A 17876-nucleotide genomic window follows, 5' to 3' on the forward strand; every position below is an offset into this window, starting at 1 on the left:
AAGGCGCTGGCCTGTTGCCTGTCTTTTTGCCAGACATTTTTCTTTTTCCTTCTGTTTTTGTTTGTTTTTTGGAGTGCTGCTTATGGCTTCTCCCTCTGCTGTGCGGGATGCCGGAACGTCTTTTATTGGTGGGCGCATCCCCATGTGGATGCCGGTGCTTTTAGGGTTCCTGACAGCCGTTGGACCTATTTCGACAGATATCTATCTGCCAGCTTTTCCGGCCATGGAGCAGACCTTCCATACAAGTGCGGGCAATGTGCAGTTCACATTGTCTATCTGGTTTGTTGGGTTAGCTATTGGGCAAATTACTGTAGGCCCCTTGTCCGATAGGTTTGGACGGCGCAAGCCTATGCTTATAGGCAATGCCCTGTATGCCGTGGCTTCTGCCGTATGTGCGTTTGCGCCAGATATCACCACATTTTCCATTGCGCGGTTTGTGGCCTCCGTTGGGGCATCTGCCAGTCTGGTTATTCCAACAGCTTGTGTGCGCGATATGGTGCCAGACCGTAATGCCGGAGCACGCATGATGTCTCAGCTGGTTATGGTGATGGGTGTTGTGCCCATTCTGGCCCCTATGCTGGGCGGGTTGGTTGTTGAGTTTGTTTCCTGGCGGATTATTTTTTGGGCTTCTGCGGCCTATGGCGCGATATGTGTGGCGTTGATTCTGTTTATTCTACCAGAAACACTGCCATATGACCGGCGCGTGGCTCTTTCTCCTTTCACGCTGGTATCACGTTACGTCACCCTGATTCGGGATCGGGCCTTTGCCAGCCATGCGCTGATAACGGCTTTTTCTACCTTCATGTCCTTTAGCTACCTTACCGCAGCGCCTTTTGTGTTTGTGCAGTTGTTTCATTTCTCACCGCTGCATTTTTCCATGCTGTTTGGGTTCTTTGCGGTGTTCATGATCGGGGCTTCGCAGGTGAACGGGCTTTTGGTCGGGCGCATCGATTCTGGCAAACTGCTTCAGGGGGCTATCTGTCTTTCCGTTGTCGGGGGAATTTTGCTGGTAGCAGTAAGTTTGTGGAGCGCTTGGTACGCACCTCCGGCATGGCAGCCATATGAAGTGTGGTTGGTTATTGCGGCTATGCTGCTGGCACTTGCACCTACTGGCATTATTTTTCCTAATGCCATGATGGGGGCTTTGGCGGATCATCCGTCTCTTGCCGGGGCGGCATCTGCTTTGGCTGGCACCCTACAATATGTGTTTGGGGCTGTGGCTGGTGTTGTGGTTGGACAATTTCCGGCTGTTTCTGCAATTCCTATGGCAGGATGCATGTGTTGTGGTGCTATTCTGATGTTCTTGGCGGGTCTATCGCGCCCTCATCGACAGAATGTGAACTAAAAATTGCACAAAAAGCGGTTATGCCCGCTCTGCTCTTGACGGTGACAGGACTGCGGCCCAGTCCAGATGAAAAGATGGCGTTAAGGAAGGGAGCGTGCATAACATGCCACGGCATCCAGCAAGACGGGCCCACATTCTGGCGCTTATTGGCGCCGGGCTGCTGATTGTAACTTTTGGCACAATGGGGATTGAGCTGGGTAATGAAATGGCCCGGCATGGTAATCTGGATCGTCAGAGCACCGCAGCAGGCAATTACTTGCGCGGGTTGCACCATGCCACCAGTGATGCCCGCATATGCCATTACGCTTGGATGGCCGAGCATAGGCCGCAGGATGGCAGTTGTTACATTCAGGCTATTCAACAACTTTCTGATGCGCGGCGTGGGTTTGAATCCTTTCGCGTCGTTCAACTGCGAGAGGGTGGGGGCCGTGTAGAACCGCTGCAAAGCGTGTGGCAGCAGCTTGAAACCATAAGCGCCTGGCCCCATTCCCCAGAGGGGACTCCCGCCGGAGGGGCGCAGCTTCTGGCGGATCTGGATCAGAATCTTTCTATTCTAAGCCGTGCCAGTACGCTGGATCAGGCAGACCGTGTCGCCAACATGCTGCGCAACACAAGTTGGCAGCGGCGCTTGGCGTTGCTGGGTATTCTTACGGGTGTTTTCAGCCTTGTTTCTGCAGGCTGGGTGTTGGATCGTTCTTCCTTGGCGGCAGCGCGGGCAGAGGCTTCATCGCGTGATCTGGCATTGCGTTTGCGGGCAACGTTGGACAGCTTGAGCCTTGGCGTGGCTGTGTTTGGTGCTGATGGCCATTTGTGGCACTGGAACGAACAACTGGCTATGGCCTTGGGCTTGGAAAAGAGCTTTTTCAAACCCGGCCTATCTTACAATGATTTAAGTGCAGTGCTGGTGGTAGATGGTGTGCCGCTGCTTGAACCATTGGAACATGTTGAAACCAGCTTGGCCAAAGGGCAGCCTGCACCACCTGTCGTCGTGGAGTGCAAAGGCATTAACGGCGCAGATCTGGAATTGTGCCGCACCTTGTTTTTTGCCCCAGATGGTGCAGCAGAGCGGCGTGGGTTTGTGCTGACAGCCGCAGATATCACCATGCGTTTACGCAGTGAACGTGCATTGGGTGAGGCGCAAAAGCTGCGAGCACTGGGGCAGTTTACCGCAGGTATTGCTCACGATTTCAAAAATCTTCTCACCGTCATTTTGGGAAATCTGGAGCTTGCGGCAGAGCACGATCTGCCAGATCAGGTAGAGCAACGGCAGGAATATCTGTCTGCCGCCACACATGCCGGGCATAGGTCTGAAGCCCTTACAAGCCAGCTTCTTTCCTTTATGCGCAGGCAACAAACTGGCGTGCCAGACTGTTTTGATCTGGCCGATCTGTTTTCTTTGCTGGATGGATTGTTGGCGCGTGTTATCGGCCCCAGAATTGTGGTGGAATGTGCTGATGTCTCAGGTGTATGGCCTGTGCGTGCAGACCCAGCGCAGCTTGAAAGTGCTGTGCTCAATCTGGCTATCAATGCGCGAGATGCCATGCCATCCGGTGGCCGACTGCGTATTGCCGCCCGTAATGTCACATTCTCTGTCAACGCAGATCTGATGAGCTTGCCCGTTGAGGAAGGCCGCAACATGCGCGTGGTTTCAGACCCGACTCCGCTGCCTGCCGGGGATTGGGTGCGGTTGGATGTGATTGACAGCGGTAGCGGCATGACGCGTGAGGTGTTGGACCACCTGTTTGAACCGTTTTTTACCACCAAACGGGAGGGCGCAGGCACAGGGCTTGGTATGGCCATGGTTCTGGCTTTTTCCCAACAGGTGAAGGGGCGGGTTGTGGTGGCAACAGGGAGTGGCAGCGGAACAGAGGTTTCCTTGTGGTTGCCCAAGGCTGCGGCTCTTTCTGCCGCACAGGTTTTGCAGCCAGCGGTGTTGCCTAAAATCAGCAAATCAGCGCCATCACAGGCTTTGCAAGTGCTGGTGGTGGAAGATGATGCTGCTATCCGCGATATTGTTGTGACCATTCTGAGCATGGCTGGCCATCGCGTGTTAGAAGCTGGAGATGGTGAGCAGGCTTTTGATGTGGCTGCGGCTGCGGAAGGGCCTCTTGATCTGTTGGTAACGGATATTCAACTGCCCGGCCCACTGGATGGGCTAACCCTCTCACGCGTACTGGTGGAACGGTATCCTGAACTGGCTGTCGTTTATATGTCGGGGGATCTTACTGCGGATTCCAAACTCCCCGAAGGTGGCGTGGCCAATGCGCGTCTTTTGGCCAAACCTTTCCGCAGAGATGGCCTGATGGAAGTGGTAACAGCAGCACTGAGTGCGCGCACTGGAGCATAAGCAGACCATAAAGGAAAAGCCGCCATACCTTGCAGAACCGGCGCATGCAGGATAGAGCGGGCGCCGGATTGCCCGAACGTGTTCTTCTTTTTTGGCAGGATACAAGGCAGAAGTAACAGAGGGCCAGCCAAGGCTGGCACGCAGGAAGGATTATTAAGGCCATGACGGCACATGAGGAAATCGACCTCAAGCGCTTTATCCGGCACGTTCCCGATTTTCCTAAACCGGGCATTCTATTTTACGACATTTCCACCCTGATGCGGAATCCGGATGCCTGGCAGTTGGCCATGGGGCGTTTGGCACGGCAGGTGGCGCCGCTTAAGCCAGATCTGCTGGCTGCCGTTGAATCCCGCGGGTTTTTAACAGCCGCACCGTTGGCGGATCGCTTGGGTTGTGGGCTGCTGATGCTGCGTAAATGTGGCAAGCTGCCGGGTGACACCATTTCCCACACCTATGATCTGGAATACGGCAGCGATACGCTGGAAATTCAGGCAGATGCCGTCCAGCCCGGTCAGCGCGTGGTGGTTATGGATGATCTGCTGGCAACCGGCGGTACTTTGGCTGCTTCTGTAGCGCTGCTGCGTAAGGCGGGAGCGAACGTGGTAGGCGCTTCTGTTATGGTGGAATTAACAAGTTTGGGTGGCCGTAATAAAGTAGATGCCCCTGTTTCCACTTTATTGACGTACAAAGAATAAGCTCTTTCAACATTCATATGTTCTGTTTGCGCATCTGGGTGCTGAACAGAACATATGAGGTGTGAATACGCTTTTCTGCCATGTTGGGGTAAGAGAAGATGTATGGCACGTTGTTTCCCCATTAGCACCTCAGGTTTGGCCGCGTGAAAAGCATGACGCTTTCCTTGGGGCAGCTTTGGCGGTCGGTCTCTATTATTGTCCGGCAGGCGCTTGTTGGTGGTGGCCCACCACGCAAGCTTGACCATTTACGTTGGTTGTTTGCGCCCAATCTACTTTCTTTTGGGTATGCGCTTCGCACCACCATTTCATCCTTAATCGCTCTTGGCATTGCCTTGTGGTGGGAACTGGGGAGCCCGCAATGGGCGGCCCTTACTGTGTGGATGGTGGCGCAAGGCACGCGCGGCAAATCCATTGCCAAGGCGCGCTGGCATATGTTTGGCATGGTGGTAGGCACAATATGTGCCATCGTGCTGGTGGCCAGCATGCCGCAATCTCCGCTGCTGTATATCTTTTTTGTGGCGGTAGGAATTGGCACTTTCTGCTTTATAGGCACGTTGCTACCCGGCCCAGCCGCCATGACCAATTATCGTATTCACGGTATGCGGGCATCGGGTTTTACGTACGTTATTATTGCGTTGGATGGCATAGTTGCGCCCGATCATATTTTTCAGATCGCAATGGCGCGTGCCACATACATTACGCTTGGTATTGTGGTGGAAACCACAATTTCATCTCTTTTCCAGTATCAGTTAGGGTTGCGGGCCAGAACACGATTGGCAACCAACTTTGTGCAAGCCCTTAAAGGTGCCGTGCCCGCCATTTTGCGCTTGTTGCAGGGTGATAGACGGGCTGTGGCAAATTCCCCCGGTGTGTTTTCTACTCTTATCGCGCTAAGCGATCAGGTTGAGTTTGCCGAAATTGAAATGGGCAAACATCAGCATGAAGGTGATCATGCCAGAGCTGCCTTGGCAGCTATTACGGTACTATTGTCACGCGGGTTGGATCTGGGTGCGCTGCTAGAGGTACCGCACAGTCAGGGTGTGGAATATCAGGATACAGCCCAGCAAGTGAGCACTTTTTTGCAAGCTTTGCCAGACAGGCTGGATAACGATCAGCCTATTGAGCCAGTTTTGCGGGATCTCACATCTTTACGGGCAACATGTCGGCAACTTGCCGCTGGGTGTCTGGAAAAGGAAATGGAAGCGGCCACGCATCCCCCGCTTGATGAGCAGCAGGATGAAGTGCTGACTCGGCAAGGGCAATTGCTGCATAAGCTGGATACCATGCTGGAAGAACTGTATCTGGCCATTGAGCAGTTTGAAATGAGCCGCAACCCGCAGCCGCATGACCATTTCCGCTACCCCATGAAGTCTTACAGAGACTGGCGGATGGCGTTTACCAATAGCTTGCGGGCTTCTGTCACCATCTTTTTGGCTGGTGTTCTATGGATTACCACAGCTTGGCCTGATGGCCTGACATTTATTATGTTTGTAGGCATTGTATGTGCGCTGTTTTCCACTTTGGAGCAGCCAGCCCTTGCCACGCAGGCATTCTTGCACGGCACTGTGTGCGTGATTGGCATGAGCGCACTGCTTGATCTGTGGGTGATGGCACAGCCTACAATTTACGAAATGATGGCCATGTGTCTGGCTGTGCCCATGCTGATTGGTGGATTGGCTTTTGCATGGCCACCGCTGGTGCTTGCGGCAGTCGCTTATAATCTGTTTCTGCCTATTCTGGTGGGGCCGATCAATCAGGGGCGGATGGATGAAATCATGTATTTCAACACCGCCATGCCTCTGTTGTTGGCTATGATGTTCTGCATGTGGATGTACCGCGTGTTTCTGCCATATGATCCAGATGGTTTGCGGTGGGATATGCGTGTGAATATTCTGCGCGGTCTGCGTCGTTTGGCAGGTCAGCGCAGACCGCCCGCTGTAACGGAAATTATTGGGCGAAGTGTAGATGGGTTTGTACGCCTTTCCACCATGGCGACAGATGATGGCAATACCTATGTGCTGGAGCGGTATTTAAGTGGCGTGTTGTCTAGTATGACCATTGCGCTCAATGTGTTGCGGTTACGTACCGTTTTAGCGAAGAATATTCTGCCACTAGAGGCACAGAAAGCCGTAGAAGTGATGATGGAACGCATGCAGCGTTTTACTGGCCGATATGGTGGGCAATACGGCCGAACTGCGCGGGCAACACATATAGCTGTAGAGTATTTGTTGAACTGTGAAGAAACCGAAGCAAACCTTTCTGTGCGTGAAGAGATGCTGCGGGCATTAGCCAGTTTGCGGGTGATAGAAACAGAACTTGCAGAGAACCGAGCGTTCTTTGATGCGTCTTCTCCATATCTGGATAAAGCATTTACCTAAACCAGATGGGTCATAAACAGGCTCTGATATTAAGGTAGAGCATTGTAGGAGAGTGTTGCATTGGCGCAGTCAGACATCACAAAAGAACAAAACAAACAGGCGCGCAACTTGTTGCGCAGTATGTTTGATGCTGCGGTTAGCGCGGCTGATCCTTTCAAGGTATTGGCAGAATATCTGCCCCAAAAACCCAAAGGCCGCTGCATTGTTGTGGGGGCAGGCAAGGCGTCTGCCGCTATGGCTGCTGCGCTGGAGGCGGCATGGCCAGATGTGCCTTTGCAAGGCGTTGTGGTCACGCGGGATGAGCATGCTGTTCCAACGCGCCACATTACAATTCTGGAAGCATCCCACCCTGTGCCAGATGCGCGGAGTGAACAGGCAGCACATGATATCTTGCAGGCCGTAAAAGGGTTGGGGCCAGATGATCTTGTTCTTGCTTTGATATCCGGTGGAGGGTCTGCGCTTCTGGCTTTGCCGGTAGCAGGCATCACGCTGGTAGAAAAACAGAACATTGGCCGCCAGCTTTTGCATTCTGGCGCAACAATTTCTGAAATGAACACAGTGCGTAAGCACTTATCTGCCATTAAAGGCGGCAAGCTGGCTGTTGCAGCGGCTCCTGCGCAAGTGGTTACGCTTGTTATTAGTGATGTGCCAGGAGATGACCCGGCAATTATTGCCAGCGGCCCCACTGTGCCAGATGCAACAACACCTCAAGATGCTTTGCGTATTCTCAATAAATACAATTTAGACGTGCCCGATACTGTTCGTCATGTTTTGGAGAACACCACCACGGCAGTTTCGTCCCAGCACTCTGCCAATGCAGATAATCGGGTTGAAATGATAGCAACTCCTTTTATGGCGCTACAGGCCGCAGCCGAGGTGGCGCGTGCAGCAGGAGTGACCCCTTTAATTTTAGGGGATGCGTTGGAAGGCGAAAGCTGTGTCATGGGTGTGGTGATGAGTGGCGTTGCCCGTTCTGTTCAGGCACACGCTGTGCCTGTTCGTGCTCCGGCTGTTTTGCTAAGTGGCGGGGAAACAACGGTAAGTATTCGCGCAGGCACAAAGCCGGGAAAAGGCGGACGGAATACAGAATTTTTGCTCTCTTGCGCGCTGGCCTTAAATGGCCAGGCAGGCATATGGGGCTTGGCGGGGGATACAGATGGTATTGATGGCACAGAAGATGCTGCTGGCGCCATATTTTCCCCGGATACATTAGCCCGTGGTCTGCAAAATGATGTAGCTGCCGAGGATTTTTTGAAACAGCATGACAGCTACAGTTTTTTTGAAAAACTCGATGACCTTATTAAAACAGGCCCAACGTTAACAAATGTGAATGACGTGCGCCTGCTTTTGGTGCTTTAGTTCTGTTTAATCATCAAGTGCACGCTCCACTTCGCGCCGAAGGGCAGGAATAATCTTTTCCTGAAACATGGGGGTTTTGCGCTCCCATGCCCCGGTGCGCCATGATGGGTGGGGCAAAGGAAAATATTGCGGCAGAAAATCCTGAAAGTGCTCTGTCCGTTCATATACTTTGCCTTTTCCTAAAACGTAATTCTGGGCATAAGACCCAACCAGAAGTGTTAGCCGAAGGTTGGGCAGCAAAGCCAGAATACGTTCTCGCCATAGGTTGGCGCATTCCGGTGGTGGCGGACGATCACCACCCTTAGGGAGTACGCCGGGGTAACAAAGCGCCATAGGTAAAATGGCTACACGGTTGGAATCATAAAAAACATCTCGACTCATTCCGAGCCATCCCCGTAGCCGATCTCCCGAGGCATCGTTAAAGGAAATACCTGTTTCATGCACACGTGTGCCCGGGGCTTGCCCGGCAATAAGTAACCGTGCGTGAGGGGAAACATGCAAAACAGGCCGAGGGCCTAGCGGTAACTTACGCGCACAGGCTGTGCATTGCCGGATTTCTTGCACCAAACAGTTCAGTTGTGTTTCAACATCACTGCTTTCCGCAGAACTTGGCGCGTGCCATTTCAATTTTGTTTGAGTGTGGATCATTCTGTTGAAATATGTGGGGATGATCCGTTCGCTTACAATGCAAACAATATAAAAAAGCGCCGTAGTGTTGCCACTACGGCGCTTTGTAACCAGCCCATAAAAGTAGGGCCGGTTATTTAAGCAGAAGCTTTACTGTGCTTCATCCACACCAGCATGTGTCTGCGGTGCGAAGGTCCAGCCAGCGCCGTAAGGCTGCGGCATGAAGAGGCCCCATGTAGCGGATTCTTCAGTTGCATTAGCCCAACCCGGTGTTGGCAGCGGCGTATGATCCAGACGGAGTTTCTGGATATCTGCTGCTGTCGTGTTAGCCGGTGCGCGGTTACCCCATGCAGAACGGATGAAGTTTACAACATCTGCAATCTGCTGGTCAGACAGGATGTTTTTGTAATCCGGCATGGCTACAGCGGAAGGTGCCCAGTTGGTGGGGGGCAGAACGCCACCATCAACAACAATATGAGCAACAGATGTCGGGTTGTCGGAAACAACAACCGGGTTACCAGCCAGTGGCGGGAACATACGGGCTACACCACCACCATCATTACGATGGCAGATAGCGCACTGTTCCACATATGTTTTGGCGCCAGCATTGCCGGAGAAGTTGTTGGAATCCAGCATCTGAGCCGTAGAGGCATCGTAGCTGTAATCACCACGTGCAGGCGGAACCGGCGGCAGGGATTTAATGTATTTCACCATGGCGTGCAGATCTGCATCGGTGAAGTACTGGGTGCTCCAGCCAACCACGTCTGCCATGCCACCAAAGGCTGCGGAGTGATCAGTACGACCGGATTTCAGGAACAGGAACAGATCTTCATCAGACCAGCGACCAAGGCCCAGAACCGGATCGTTGCGCAGGCTTGGGGCAATCCAGTTGTCGATTACGCCACCGCCGCCAAGGAAGTCTGGCCCACCAGATGCATCCAGCGCTTTTTCCTGCATACCAAAGCCGCGCGGTGTATGACATGCACCACAGTGGCCAGGGCCGGTTACAAGGTATTCACCACGTGCTGTTTCAGCATCTGTGCCGGGTGCCGGAGTGAAATCCTTCGGAGCCGGTGCAAATACAGAGCGCCAGATGGATAGCGGCCAACGCATGGACATCGGCCAAGAAATATCAGTTGCGTGATTTTTCTGAGCAATCGGCTGCACACCATGCATGAAATATGCATACAGAGCCTTCATGTCATCCTGCGTCATGCGGGCGAAGGATGGGTAGGGCATTGCTGGATACAGCGTAGCGCCATCCTTACGCACGCCATGGCGCACGGCTTCATCAAACTCTTTAAATGTGTAGGTGCCAATCCCGTAAGTAGGGTCTGGCGTGATGTTGGTGGAGTAAATTGTGCCGATGGGGGTCTTGATGGAAAGACCACCAGCATATTTCTGACCATTTAGGGATGTGTGGCAAGCCACACAATCCCCCAGACGAGCAACGTACTCGCCCTTCTTGATCAGATCTTCATCAGCGTTCTGTGCATGCGCTAGGGACGTTCCCGCAAGAAGCCCGACAGCGACTGCCCCCAGGGCAGCTTTTAGCCTGTTAATCATCATTTTTACCACTTATCGCCTGTGTGCTGAATGACGTCGTAACTCTGCCGAGGCATTAGGGGTTAATGCCAAGTGTCGGGTTTTCGGGAATGTTCTTGTCATTCTTCCGAGCATCCACTTCACGCTGATACGTGTCGTTTGCTCGTTTGATCAGATACTGACGGATAGCTTCAATTTCATCCGGCGTCATGCTGGTGTCAAAGCGATCCATCCCGTAAGCCGTCAGCGCACCGCGACCAACTACGTTGTAGAAAGCATCCTGGTGGCGGATAGCACCGGCCCAACGCAGATCAGGCAGCATACCTGCGCCTTCACCGTTATCACCATGACAGGTCTGGCAGTAGGTCTGATACTGGAAGTAACCATTATCAACGACCTTCTGGTCATACTGTGCAGGTGGTTTTACGGGCAGGAAGCCACGGTTGTTCAGAGCCGGTAGTTTGGCTTTGCCATCCAGAGAGAACGCAGCAATGTAGGAGTGGTTAACTGTCCAGCCAGAAGTACGGCCTACGCCACCCATGGAAATCGGGTAGATGCCGCCCCAGCCCACTTCAACAGCAACATACTGCTTGCCGTTGACGCTATAGGTCATAGGCGGAGCGATAATGCCGCTCTGTGCGTCAAACTTGTAAAGATCACTACCGTTTGTGGCGTCATAGGCGTGGAATTCACCATTGGCCAAGCCCTGGAACAAAAGATCACCGCCGGTGGCCAGAACGCCGCCGTTCCACGGACCTTTGTGGTCAATCTTCCAGACCGTTTCCATCTTGACTGGATCCCATGCCAGCAGCCAGCCGTGCAGATCCTTAATATAAGCGGTACGTGCTTCTGGGGTGTCAGGCAGACCATTCTTGGTCATGTCCAGACCAACGTTCCAGGAATCCGCATGCGGCTTAAAGCCACCAACCTGGTTTTTATAACCAAACGGAATCTGATGAGCTGGGATATAGACCAGATGCGTTTTGGGGCTGTAAGCCATGCCCATAAAGTTATGTGCACCCAGTGGGCCAGGAATACCGTACCAGAACTTGCCGTTCAGGGTGTACAGACCATCTGGGTTGTAGATCGGGCGACCTGTCAGCGGATCCAGACCGTTGGCCCAATTCTGGTAAACGTAGTTTTTGCCAGACAAGAATTCACCAGTCTTGGCATCCAGAACGTAGAAGAAGCCATTTTTAGGAGCATGCACGATCACGTGGCGCATTTCGCCATTCACTGGCATGTCCAGTGTCATGATCTGCTGAACAGAGGTGTAATCCCACTGATCCATTGGTGTTGCCTGGAAGTGCCAGACATATTCGCCCGTTTCAGGCTTCAGGGCGACAATGCTGCCCAGGAACAGGTTGGAACCAATGCCTTCAGAACGGTATTTATAGTTCCAGGGGGAGCCGTTACCAACAGCCAGGTAGATCAGGTCACTGACCGGATCATAAACCAGAGAATCCCATACGGTGCCGCCGCCGCCCTGACGTACCCAAGCGCCTTTGGGGCCCCAGGTTTTGTAGGCTTTGCTCATCAGAATATTGTCTGATGCCGCGTGATCAGGTTCGTTCTTGTTGTTCGGAACGGTGTAGAAGCGCCATTTCAGCTTGCCGGTTTCGGCATCAAAAGCGGAAACAAAGCCACGGGCACCAAATTCAGCACCACCGTTACCAATCAGCACCAGGCCTTTTGCTACGCGTACCGCGCCATCCACTGTGTAGGAGCGCTGCTTGCCCAAGGAGGCATCGGCTGGGATGGTGTTAACTTCCCAAACCTTTTTACCGGTTTTTGCATCGGCAGCGACCAGACGGCCGTCAAACGTGCCCCAGAAAACCTTGCCGTTCCAATAGCCTGCACCACGGTTAACCGTATCACAGCAGCCTTTATCAGCAATGTTGCCGGGCACTTTGGGGTCATACTGCCAAAGCAGCTTACCTGTGGCAGCGTCCAGCGCTTCCATTTTAGACCAGTTGGTTGTGGCATACATAATGCCATCTACCACCAGCGGGGTTGCTTCCTGCCCGCGGTTGGTATCCAGCGTGTAGTACCAAGCCAGCTTAAGATCACCCACGTTGGAGCGGTTGATCTGATCTAGGGGGCTATAGCGCTGTTCGCTGTAAGTGCGACCATAAGAAAGCCAGTTTTCGGGGTGATCATCTGCATGGATGATAGCTTCCCCCGTATTACCCTGACCGTCAGCGCGGGCAGGGACTGCCGCGTAAGGCAAAGCAGCGGCACAGATTGTTCCGGCCGCGAGAATTCCTAGCAGTGAACGTCTCTTGGCGGAGGCGGGGCGGGTCATGCGTTCATGTCCTCGACTATTATATACGGTGAGGAAAAAGATAGCCGGCAGGCCGGTTTCTCACACAACAGCCAAGGGGAACGCTGTCTGTCAATCACGGGGAAGGAATAGCAGCTTCCATTCTGCGGGATAATTTCCCGTGCTTACAGGCCTGTAGAGCCGGAAATTATGCTCACATTCAGGTTATGAAAGGCGCTTACAAATCTTGTTATAACAAGTGTGTGGGTTCTATGCAACCTGATGTAAACGCATAATCGGCCAGAAGTTCCATATCTGTCGTTTCACGATTTTTCCAAGAACTGAACAGGGTGAATTCATAAACCTCGTCCTCTGGGGCACGTAGACTGTGGTGGATGCGCAACCAGTTATGGACGTCTTCTGGTGGAACAGTTGAGATTGTGCCTAGTGGCACGCTGAGTGGGTGGCAGATACGCTTTACCTTCAGGCCTGCTTGCTGAGTCTGACGCCTGATTTTCACGGAAAGGTGATCGCATACGGCAGATAGAATCTTGGCCGTAAGAATGATTCGCTCGCCTTGCTGCACAACGTCCAACCCGGAGTGGACAAGTGTTGCCGGAGTTGATGTCTGGATAGAGAGCAGCCTCGCATCCAGATTCTCCATGATGTCTGGATCAGAGGTTTCTCCCATGATCACCAGTGGAAGAAACAGGAAGGGTTCGGGCTCCCATTCCCTATTGGGGAAGAAGGTCTGAATTTGCTGAAAGAATTCCAGCATGGGGGCGGGAAGGCGAATTCCGGCAATCAAAAACATAGCTGGTACTTTATTCCTTGGCTTGTGATGGCCGATTTGTGGGGGAGCGCGTTATATGAAGAGATAAAAACCAGGCAGGAATAAAGCGCCCTGTTTTTGACCTGATTCTTTGCAACCCTTGACGACAGGGCAGGGCAGCCACAAGTATTAAGCAAAGCCGGCCTGTCCGGACAAGGAGAGTTAAACACCATGTCGTTTAGTCACGACTACCGATCCCCCGCTACGCCCACAGACTGGAATGCTCAGGCAGCCAATCTGGATGCTGGGCTGCGGGCCTATATGCTACGCGTTTATAACTGGATGGCATCTGGCCTGCTGCTTACTGGTATAGTGGCATATGTTATTGCCAACACAAGTTTGAGCCATCTGTTTTTTCAGGTGGTACAGGTACCGGGTGGCTTGGTGCCGCGCCCAACATTGTTGGGTGATGTGGCTATGCTTTCGCCATTGGCATTTGTGCTTGTTATGTCCTTTGGTTTGAACAGGCTTTCCCTACAGGGGGCGCAAGCGCTGTTTTGGGCGTTTTGTGCCACCATGGGCGCTAGCATGGCCAATATATTCGTTATTTATACAGATACATCTATTGTCCGGGTGTTTCTGGTAACGGCCTGCATGTTCGCTGCAACGTCTTTGTGGGGATACGTTACCAAAGCCAATCTATTGCGCTTTAGTTCTTTCCTGATGATGGGGCTGTTTGGGCTGCTGATTGCTGGCTTGGTGAACCTGTTCCTGAAGAGCCCGGCTTTGTACTATGTGTACAGCATTGTAGGTGTTTTCATCTTTACAGCGTTCAGTGCATTTGATGCGCAGCGTATTCGGGTTACTTATCCGCAGCTTGCTGCGTATGAAGGCCCGGAAATGACAGCTAAGCGCAGCGTATATGATGCGTTGAGCCTGTACCTGAACTTCATCAACCTTTTTCAGTTTCTTCTACAGTTTATGGGCGTAAGAAACTCCAACGATTAATTTATACAGGAGTCGGCATGGGGCGTGCGCTCCACCGGTATGCTCGAAAAGAAAACCCAGCCTCTCAGAGGGCTGGGTTTTTTTGTATGGGAAGGTATGCCCTGAATGAATGGCGGCATGTTTGCCCGGAATGCGTACCAAAATAGGCCGTTATCTTGATTCAAGATTTTGTAACGAAAATGTGAGATAAAATATTTTCGCATAACGGCATGAAATCGAAAGCGAAATTGTATTTTCCAGAAAAATACAGAAATATTTTGAAATATTTCGTGAAGTTGTTTGCCTCTGTTTTTATCGCACCAGAGTACCCATGCCGCACCGCCATATCAGCTAACCTGATTATGACGAAAGGCTGATGGAACTTTTCCGACATTTGAGAATCTGCGCTTTAGGAATAAAGTGCGCGCAAGGTGTTTTCGCGCTCCGTTCATTCTGTCACCAGCACGATATGCCGTGTTCCTTGTGTTTATGAAGGAAACAACGGTCTGATATGTGTTTGTGGTAGATGGGGAATGTTGAAACGCGGTTTTTCTTGCTGTTGTCAGGCTTCTATGGCAGCAGAACAAAGAGTCTTAGTGAGGCTAATTTGATGTCAGAACCAAGAGGCGTGCGATGAAAAACAAGTTACTGGCGAGAGTGGCGCGATTGGGCGGCCTATCGTCAGCATTGCTGCTTGCCGGGTGTGAACTTGATGTTCTCGACCCGAAAGGCCCGGTTGGTGAAGGGGTTAAAACCCTAATTGCCACCTCCACAGTCGCAATGCTGATTGTTGTGATTCCGACCATCCTGCTGACGCTTCTGTTTGCCTGGCAGTATCGCCAGTCTAACACGAGCGCCGAGTATCTGCCGAAGTGGTGCCACTCCAACAAAATTGAAGTGATTATTTGGGGCGTGCCTTCCCTGATTATCCTCTTCCTGGCAGTGATTACCTATCAGACCTGTCATTCTCTGGATCCGTATAAGCCACTTGAAGCAGAAGCAAATACCAAGCCTCTGCACGTTGAAGTGGTGGCTCTGGACTGGAAATGGCTGTTCATCTACCCAGAACAGGGTATTGCAACGGTCAATCAGCTGGCCATTCCGGTCAACACCCCGATTGACTTCAACATCACCTCTGATTCCGTGATGAACTCCTTCTTCATCCCGCGTCTTGGTTCCATGATCTACGCAATGGCAGGCATGCAGACCCAGCTTCATCTGCTGGCGAGCGAACCAGGCGACTATCTGGGTGAGTCTGCCAACTACAGTGGCCGTGGCTTTTCTGACATGAAATTCCACACGCTTGCTGTAAGCGGTGATGAATTCAATGCCTGGGTTGAAAAGGTGAAGTCTTCTTCCGAGCAGCTGGATAGCCAGACCTATCCGAAACTTGCTGCCCCAAGCGAAGCGAACCCCGTCGAGTATTTCGCGCATGTTGAACCCGGCATGTTCAACACGATCGTTGCCAAGTACAACAATGGCATGGTCATGGACAAAAGCACTGGCAAGATGATCCAGGTGCAGCAGTCTGCGATGTCCGACATGAATATGAAGGAATAGGATCTATGCTAGGGAGACTATCGCTCTCGGCCATCCCGTTGGATGTGCCGATCCTGGTAGGGACGTTCATCGGCGTTGTCATTGTCGGTGTCGCGGTACTGGGACTTATTACGTATTACGGTAAGTGGGGCTACCTCTGGAAAGAGTGGTTCACTTCTGTCGATCACAAGCGTCTAGCCGTGATGTACATCATCCTGGCACTGGTCGCTCTTTTCCGTGGTTTTGCTGACGCTATCATGATGCGTACTCAGCTCGCGCTGGCGTATGCAGGTAACCCAGGCTACCTACCACCACATCACTATGATCAGATCTTCTCCGCTCACGGAACGATCATGATCTTCTTCCTGGCCATGGCGTTCATGACCGGTCTGTTCAACTTCATCGTGCCTCTGCAAATTGGTGCGCGTGACGTTGCTTTCCCGTTCCTGAACAACCTGAGCTTCTGGATGACGGCTGTTGCGTTTATCCTGGTGAACGTTTCTCTGTTCATTGGTGAATTCTCGCAGTGCGGCTGGCTGGCATATCCGCCTTTGTCCGAAAATCAGTTCAGCCCTGGCGTTGGTGTTGATTACTACATCTGGGCCGTTCAGATTTCCGGTGTTGGCACGCTGCTGACTGGTGTGAACTTCTTTGTAACCATCGTGAAGATGCGCGCTCCGGGCATGACCTGGATGAAAATGCCTGTTTTCACATGGACAGCTTTCTGCGCTTCCATCCTGATCATGGTGGCCTTCCCTGTTCTGACGGTTGCTGTTGCTCTGCTGGGTCTGGATCGTTACTTCGGGATGCACTTCTTCACCAATGATGGTGGGGGCAACCAGATGCTGTACCTGAACCTGATCTGGGCTTGGGGCCATCCGGAAGTTTACATTCTTGTTATTCCTGCCTTCGGTGTGTTTTCGGAAGTTGTTCCTGCATTTTCCGGCAAGCCGCTGTTTGGTTACAGCACCATGGTTTATGCAACCTGCTCCATCATGGTTCTGTCCTTCCTGGTATGGGTTCATCACTTCTTCACAATGGGCGCTGGTCCGGACGTGAATGCCTTCTTTGGTATCGCGACCATGATCATCTCCATTCCTACTGGTGTTAAGCTGTTTAACTGGCTGTTCACCATGTATAAGGGCCGCATCCAGTTCCATGCCTGCATGTACTGGGCTGTTGGCTTCATGATCACCTTCACCATCGGTGGTATGACTGGCGTTATGCTGGCTATCCCGGGTGCTGACTTTGTTCTGCATAACTCCCTGTTCCTGATTGCTCACTTCCATAATACCATTATTGGTGGTGTGTATTTCGGTTACATCTGTGGCATGAACTTCTGGTTCCCGAAGGTGATGGGCTTCAAGCTGGATGAAACCTGGGGCAAGCGCGCTTTCTGGTTCTGGTTTGTTGGCTTCTATTGTGCATTCGTACCGCTCTACATTGTCGGTTTCGAAGGCATGACCCGTCGTCTGAACCACTACGACAATCCGGCATGGCATCCGTGGCTGCTGGTTGCTGAAGTTGGTGCAGTGCTGGTTATGCTTGGTATCGCTTGCCAGCTTACACAGCTGTATGTTTCCATCCGTGACCGTAACCTGCCGCAGAACCGCGACGTGACCGGTGACCCATGGAATGGCCGTACGCTGGAATGGTCCACGTCTTCCCCGCCGCCGGTATACAACTTTGCTATCGTTCCTCATGTGCACGAACTCGATGCGTTCATGCATGATAAGGAAAATGGTATTGATACCCGTCAGGCTGGTGCTCAGTACGAAGCAATCCACATGCCCAAGAACACCTCTTTGGGGCTGGCTTGTGGTATCTTCTCCCTGATCTTCGGTTTTGCTGCGGTTTGGTACATCTGGTGGCTGGCTGCTATTGGTCTTGTTGGTGTTATCGGTTCGGTAATTGCCCGCAGCGCTGATAAGGATATCGACTACTATATCCCTGCCGATGAGGTTGCCCGGATTGAAAACGAGCACACCCGTAAACTGATGGCACAGGCAGCTGAATAAT

Annotated in this window: 12 protein-coding genes; 8 read left to right on the top strand and 4 right to left on the bottom strand. The window is 52.3% G+C overall.

The window, feature by feature from the left end:
- Positions 1-82 precede the first annotated feature (82 nt).
- The 5 genes from WG31_RS00400 to WG31_RS00420 all read left to right on the top strand — a co-directional run bounded on the left by WG31_RS00400 (position 83) and on the right by WG31_RS00420 (position 8124).
- Positions 83-1345 carry a multidrug effflux MFS transporter gene (locus WG31_RS00400; protein WP_063354811.1) on the top strand — a complete coding sequence of 421 codons (1263 nt, stop codon included), beginning with the start codon at positions 83-85 and terminating at the stop codon, positions 1343-1345.
- Positions 1346-1448: 103 nt separating this feature from the next.
- On the top strand, positions 1449-3692 hold the full coding sequence (locus WG31_RS00405) for an ATP-binding protein (RefSeq protein ID WP_035353919.1): 2244 nt from the start codon (positions 1449-1451) through the stop codon (positions 3690-3692).
- A gap of 161 nt (positions 3693-3853) precedes the next feature.
- Positions 3854-4387, top strand: coding sequence for an adenine phosphoribosyltransferase (locus WG31_RS00410; RefSeq protein WP_006116671.1), 534 nt, complete (start codon positions 3854-3856; stop codon positions 4385-4387).
- Between the two features lie 143 nt (positions 4388-4530).
- Positions 4531-6765: an FUSC family protein gene (locus WG31_RS00415; protein WP_063353279.1), complete on the top strand. Its 2235-nt coding sequence runs from the start codon at positions 4531-4533 to the stop codon at positions 6763-6765.
- 120 nt (positions 6766-6885) lie between these two features.
- Positions 6886-8124 (top strand): glycerate kinase type-2 family protein, encoded by a 1239-nt coding sequence (locus WG31_RS00420; protein ID WP_063354812.1) that lies wholly within the window; start codon positions 6886-6888, stop codon positions 8122-8124.
- A gap of 6 nt (positions 8125-8130) precedes the next feature.
- On the opposite strand, the gene WG31_RS00425 is transcribed toward WG31_RS00420, so the two are convergent.
- The 4 genes from WG31_RS00425 to WG31_RS00440 all read right to left on the bottom strand — a co-directional run bounded on the left by WG31_RS00425 (position 8131) and on the right by WG31_RS00440 (position 13373).
- The gene (locus WG31_RS00425; protein ID WP_209439355.1) at positions 8131-8772 is read right to left on the bottom strand and encodes a uracil-DNA glycosylase family protein; all 642 of its coding nucleotides are present in this window, start codon (positions 8770-8772) and stop codon (positions 8131-8133) included.
- A gap of 129 nt (positions 8773-8901) precedes the next feature.
- Complete coding sequence (locus WG31_RS00430) at positions 8902-10320, bottom strand: cytochrome c (RefSeq protein WP_035353914.1); 1419 nt, start codon at positions 10318-10320, stop codon at positions 8902-8904.
- A gap of 52 nt (positions 10321-10372) precedes the next feature.
- On the bottom strand, positions 10373-12601 hold the full coding sequence (locus tag WG31_RS00435) for a PQQ-dependent dehydrogenase, methanol/ethanol family (RefSeq protein WP_006116676.1): 2229 nt from the start codon (positions 12599-12601) through the stop codon (positions 10373-10375).
- 208 nt (positions 12602-12809) lie between these two features.
- The gene (locus WG31_RS00440; RefSeq protein ID WP_063353280.1) at positions 12810-13373 is read right to left on the bottom strand and encodes a hypothetical protein; all 564 of its coding nucleotides are present in this window, start codon (positions 13371-13373) and stop codon (positions 12810-12812) included.
- A gap of 189 nt (positions 13374-13562) precedes the next feature.
- Here WG31_RS00440 and WG31_RS00445 point away from each other — a divergent pair, with 189 nt between their 5' ends.
- From WG31_RS00445 to cyoB, 3 genes are all read left to right on the top strand, one after another.
- Positions 13563-14339 (top strand): Bax inhibitor-1/YccA family protein, encoded by a 777-nt coding sequence (locus tag WG31_RS00445; protein ID WP_006116678.1) that lies wholly within the window; start codon positions 13563-13565, stop codon positions 14337-14339.
- A 612-nt stretch (positions 14340-14951) separates the two neighbouring features.
- Positions 14952-15878 carry a ubiquinol oxidase subunit II gene (gene cyoA / locus WG31_RS00455; protein ID WP_006116679.1) on the top strand — a complete coding sequence of 309 codons (927 nt, stop codon included), beginning with the start codon at positions 14952-14954 and terminating at the stop codon, positions 15876-15878.
- Positions 15879-15883: 5 nt separating this feature from the next.
- Entirely contained in the window at positions 15884-17875 is a 1992-nt protein-coding gene (cyoB, locus tag WG31_RS00460) for a cytochrome o ubiquinol oxidase subunit I (RefSeq protein WP_006116680.1), read from the top strand.
- Position 17876 lies beyond the last annotated feature (1 nt).

It is taken from the genome of Acetobacter oryzifermentans, assembly GCF_001628715.1.
In the GTDB taxonomy this organism is placed as follows: domain Bacteria; phylum Pseudomonadota; class Alphaproteobacteria; order Acetobacterales; family Acetobacteraceae; genus Acetobacter; species Acetobacter oryzifermentans.

Bases quoted from the DNA above. Each gene is read 5' to 3' on its own strand.
- cyoB (WP_006116680.1), top strand. From the start codon at position 15,884: ATGCTAGGGAGACTATCGCTCTCGGCCATCCCGTTGGATGTGCCGATC.
- WG31_RS00400 (WP_063354811.1), top strand. From the start codon at position 83: ATGGCTTCTCCCTCTGCTGTGCGGGATGCCGGAACGTCTTTTATTGGT.
- WG31_RS00430 (WP_035353914.1), bottom strand. From the start codon at position 10,320: ATGATGATTAACAGGCTAAAAGCTGCCCTGGGGGCAGTCGCTGTCGGG.
- WG31_RS00435 (WP_006116676.1), bottom strand. From the start codon at position 12,601: ATGACCCGCCCCGCCTCCGCCAAGAGACGTTCACTGCTAGGAATTCTC.
- cyoA (WP_006116679.1), top strand. From the start codon at position 14,952: ATGAAAAACAAGTTACTGGCGAGAGTGGCGCGATTGGGCGGCCTATCG.
- WG31_RS00445 (WP_006116678.1), top strand. From the start codon at position 13,563: ATGTCGTTTAGTCACGACTACCGATCCCCCGCTACGCCCACAGACTGG.
- WG31_RS00410 (WP_006116671.1), top strand. From the start codon at position 3,854: ATGACGGCACATGAGGAAATCGACCTCAAGCGCTTTATCCGGCACGTT.
- WG31_RS00425 (WP_209439355.1), bottom strand. From the start codon at position 8,772: ATGATCCACACTCAAACAAAATTGAAATGGCACGCGCCAAGTTCTGCG.
- WG31_RS00440 (WP_063353280.1), bottom strand. From the start codon at position 13,373: ATGTTTTTGATTGCCGGAATTCGCCTTCCCGCCCCCATGCTGGAATTC.
- WG31_RS00405 (WP_035353919.1), top strand. From the start codon at position 1,449: ATGCCACGGCATCCAGCAAGACGGGCCCACATTCTGGCGCTTATTGGC.
- WG31_RS00420 (WP_063354812.1), top strand. From the start codon at position 6,886: ATGTTTGATGCTGCGGTTAGCGCGGCTGATCCTTTCAAGGTATTGGCA.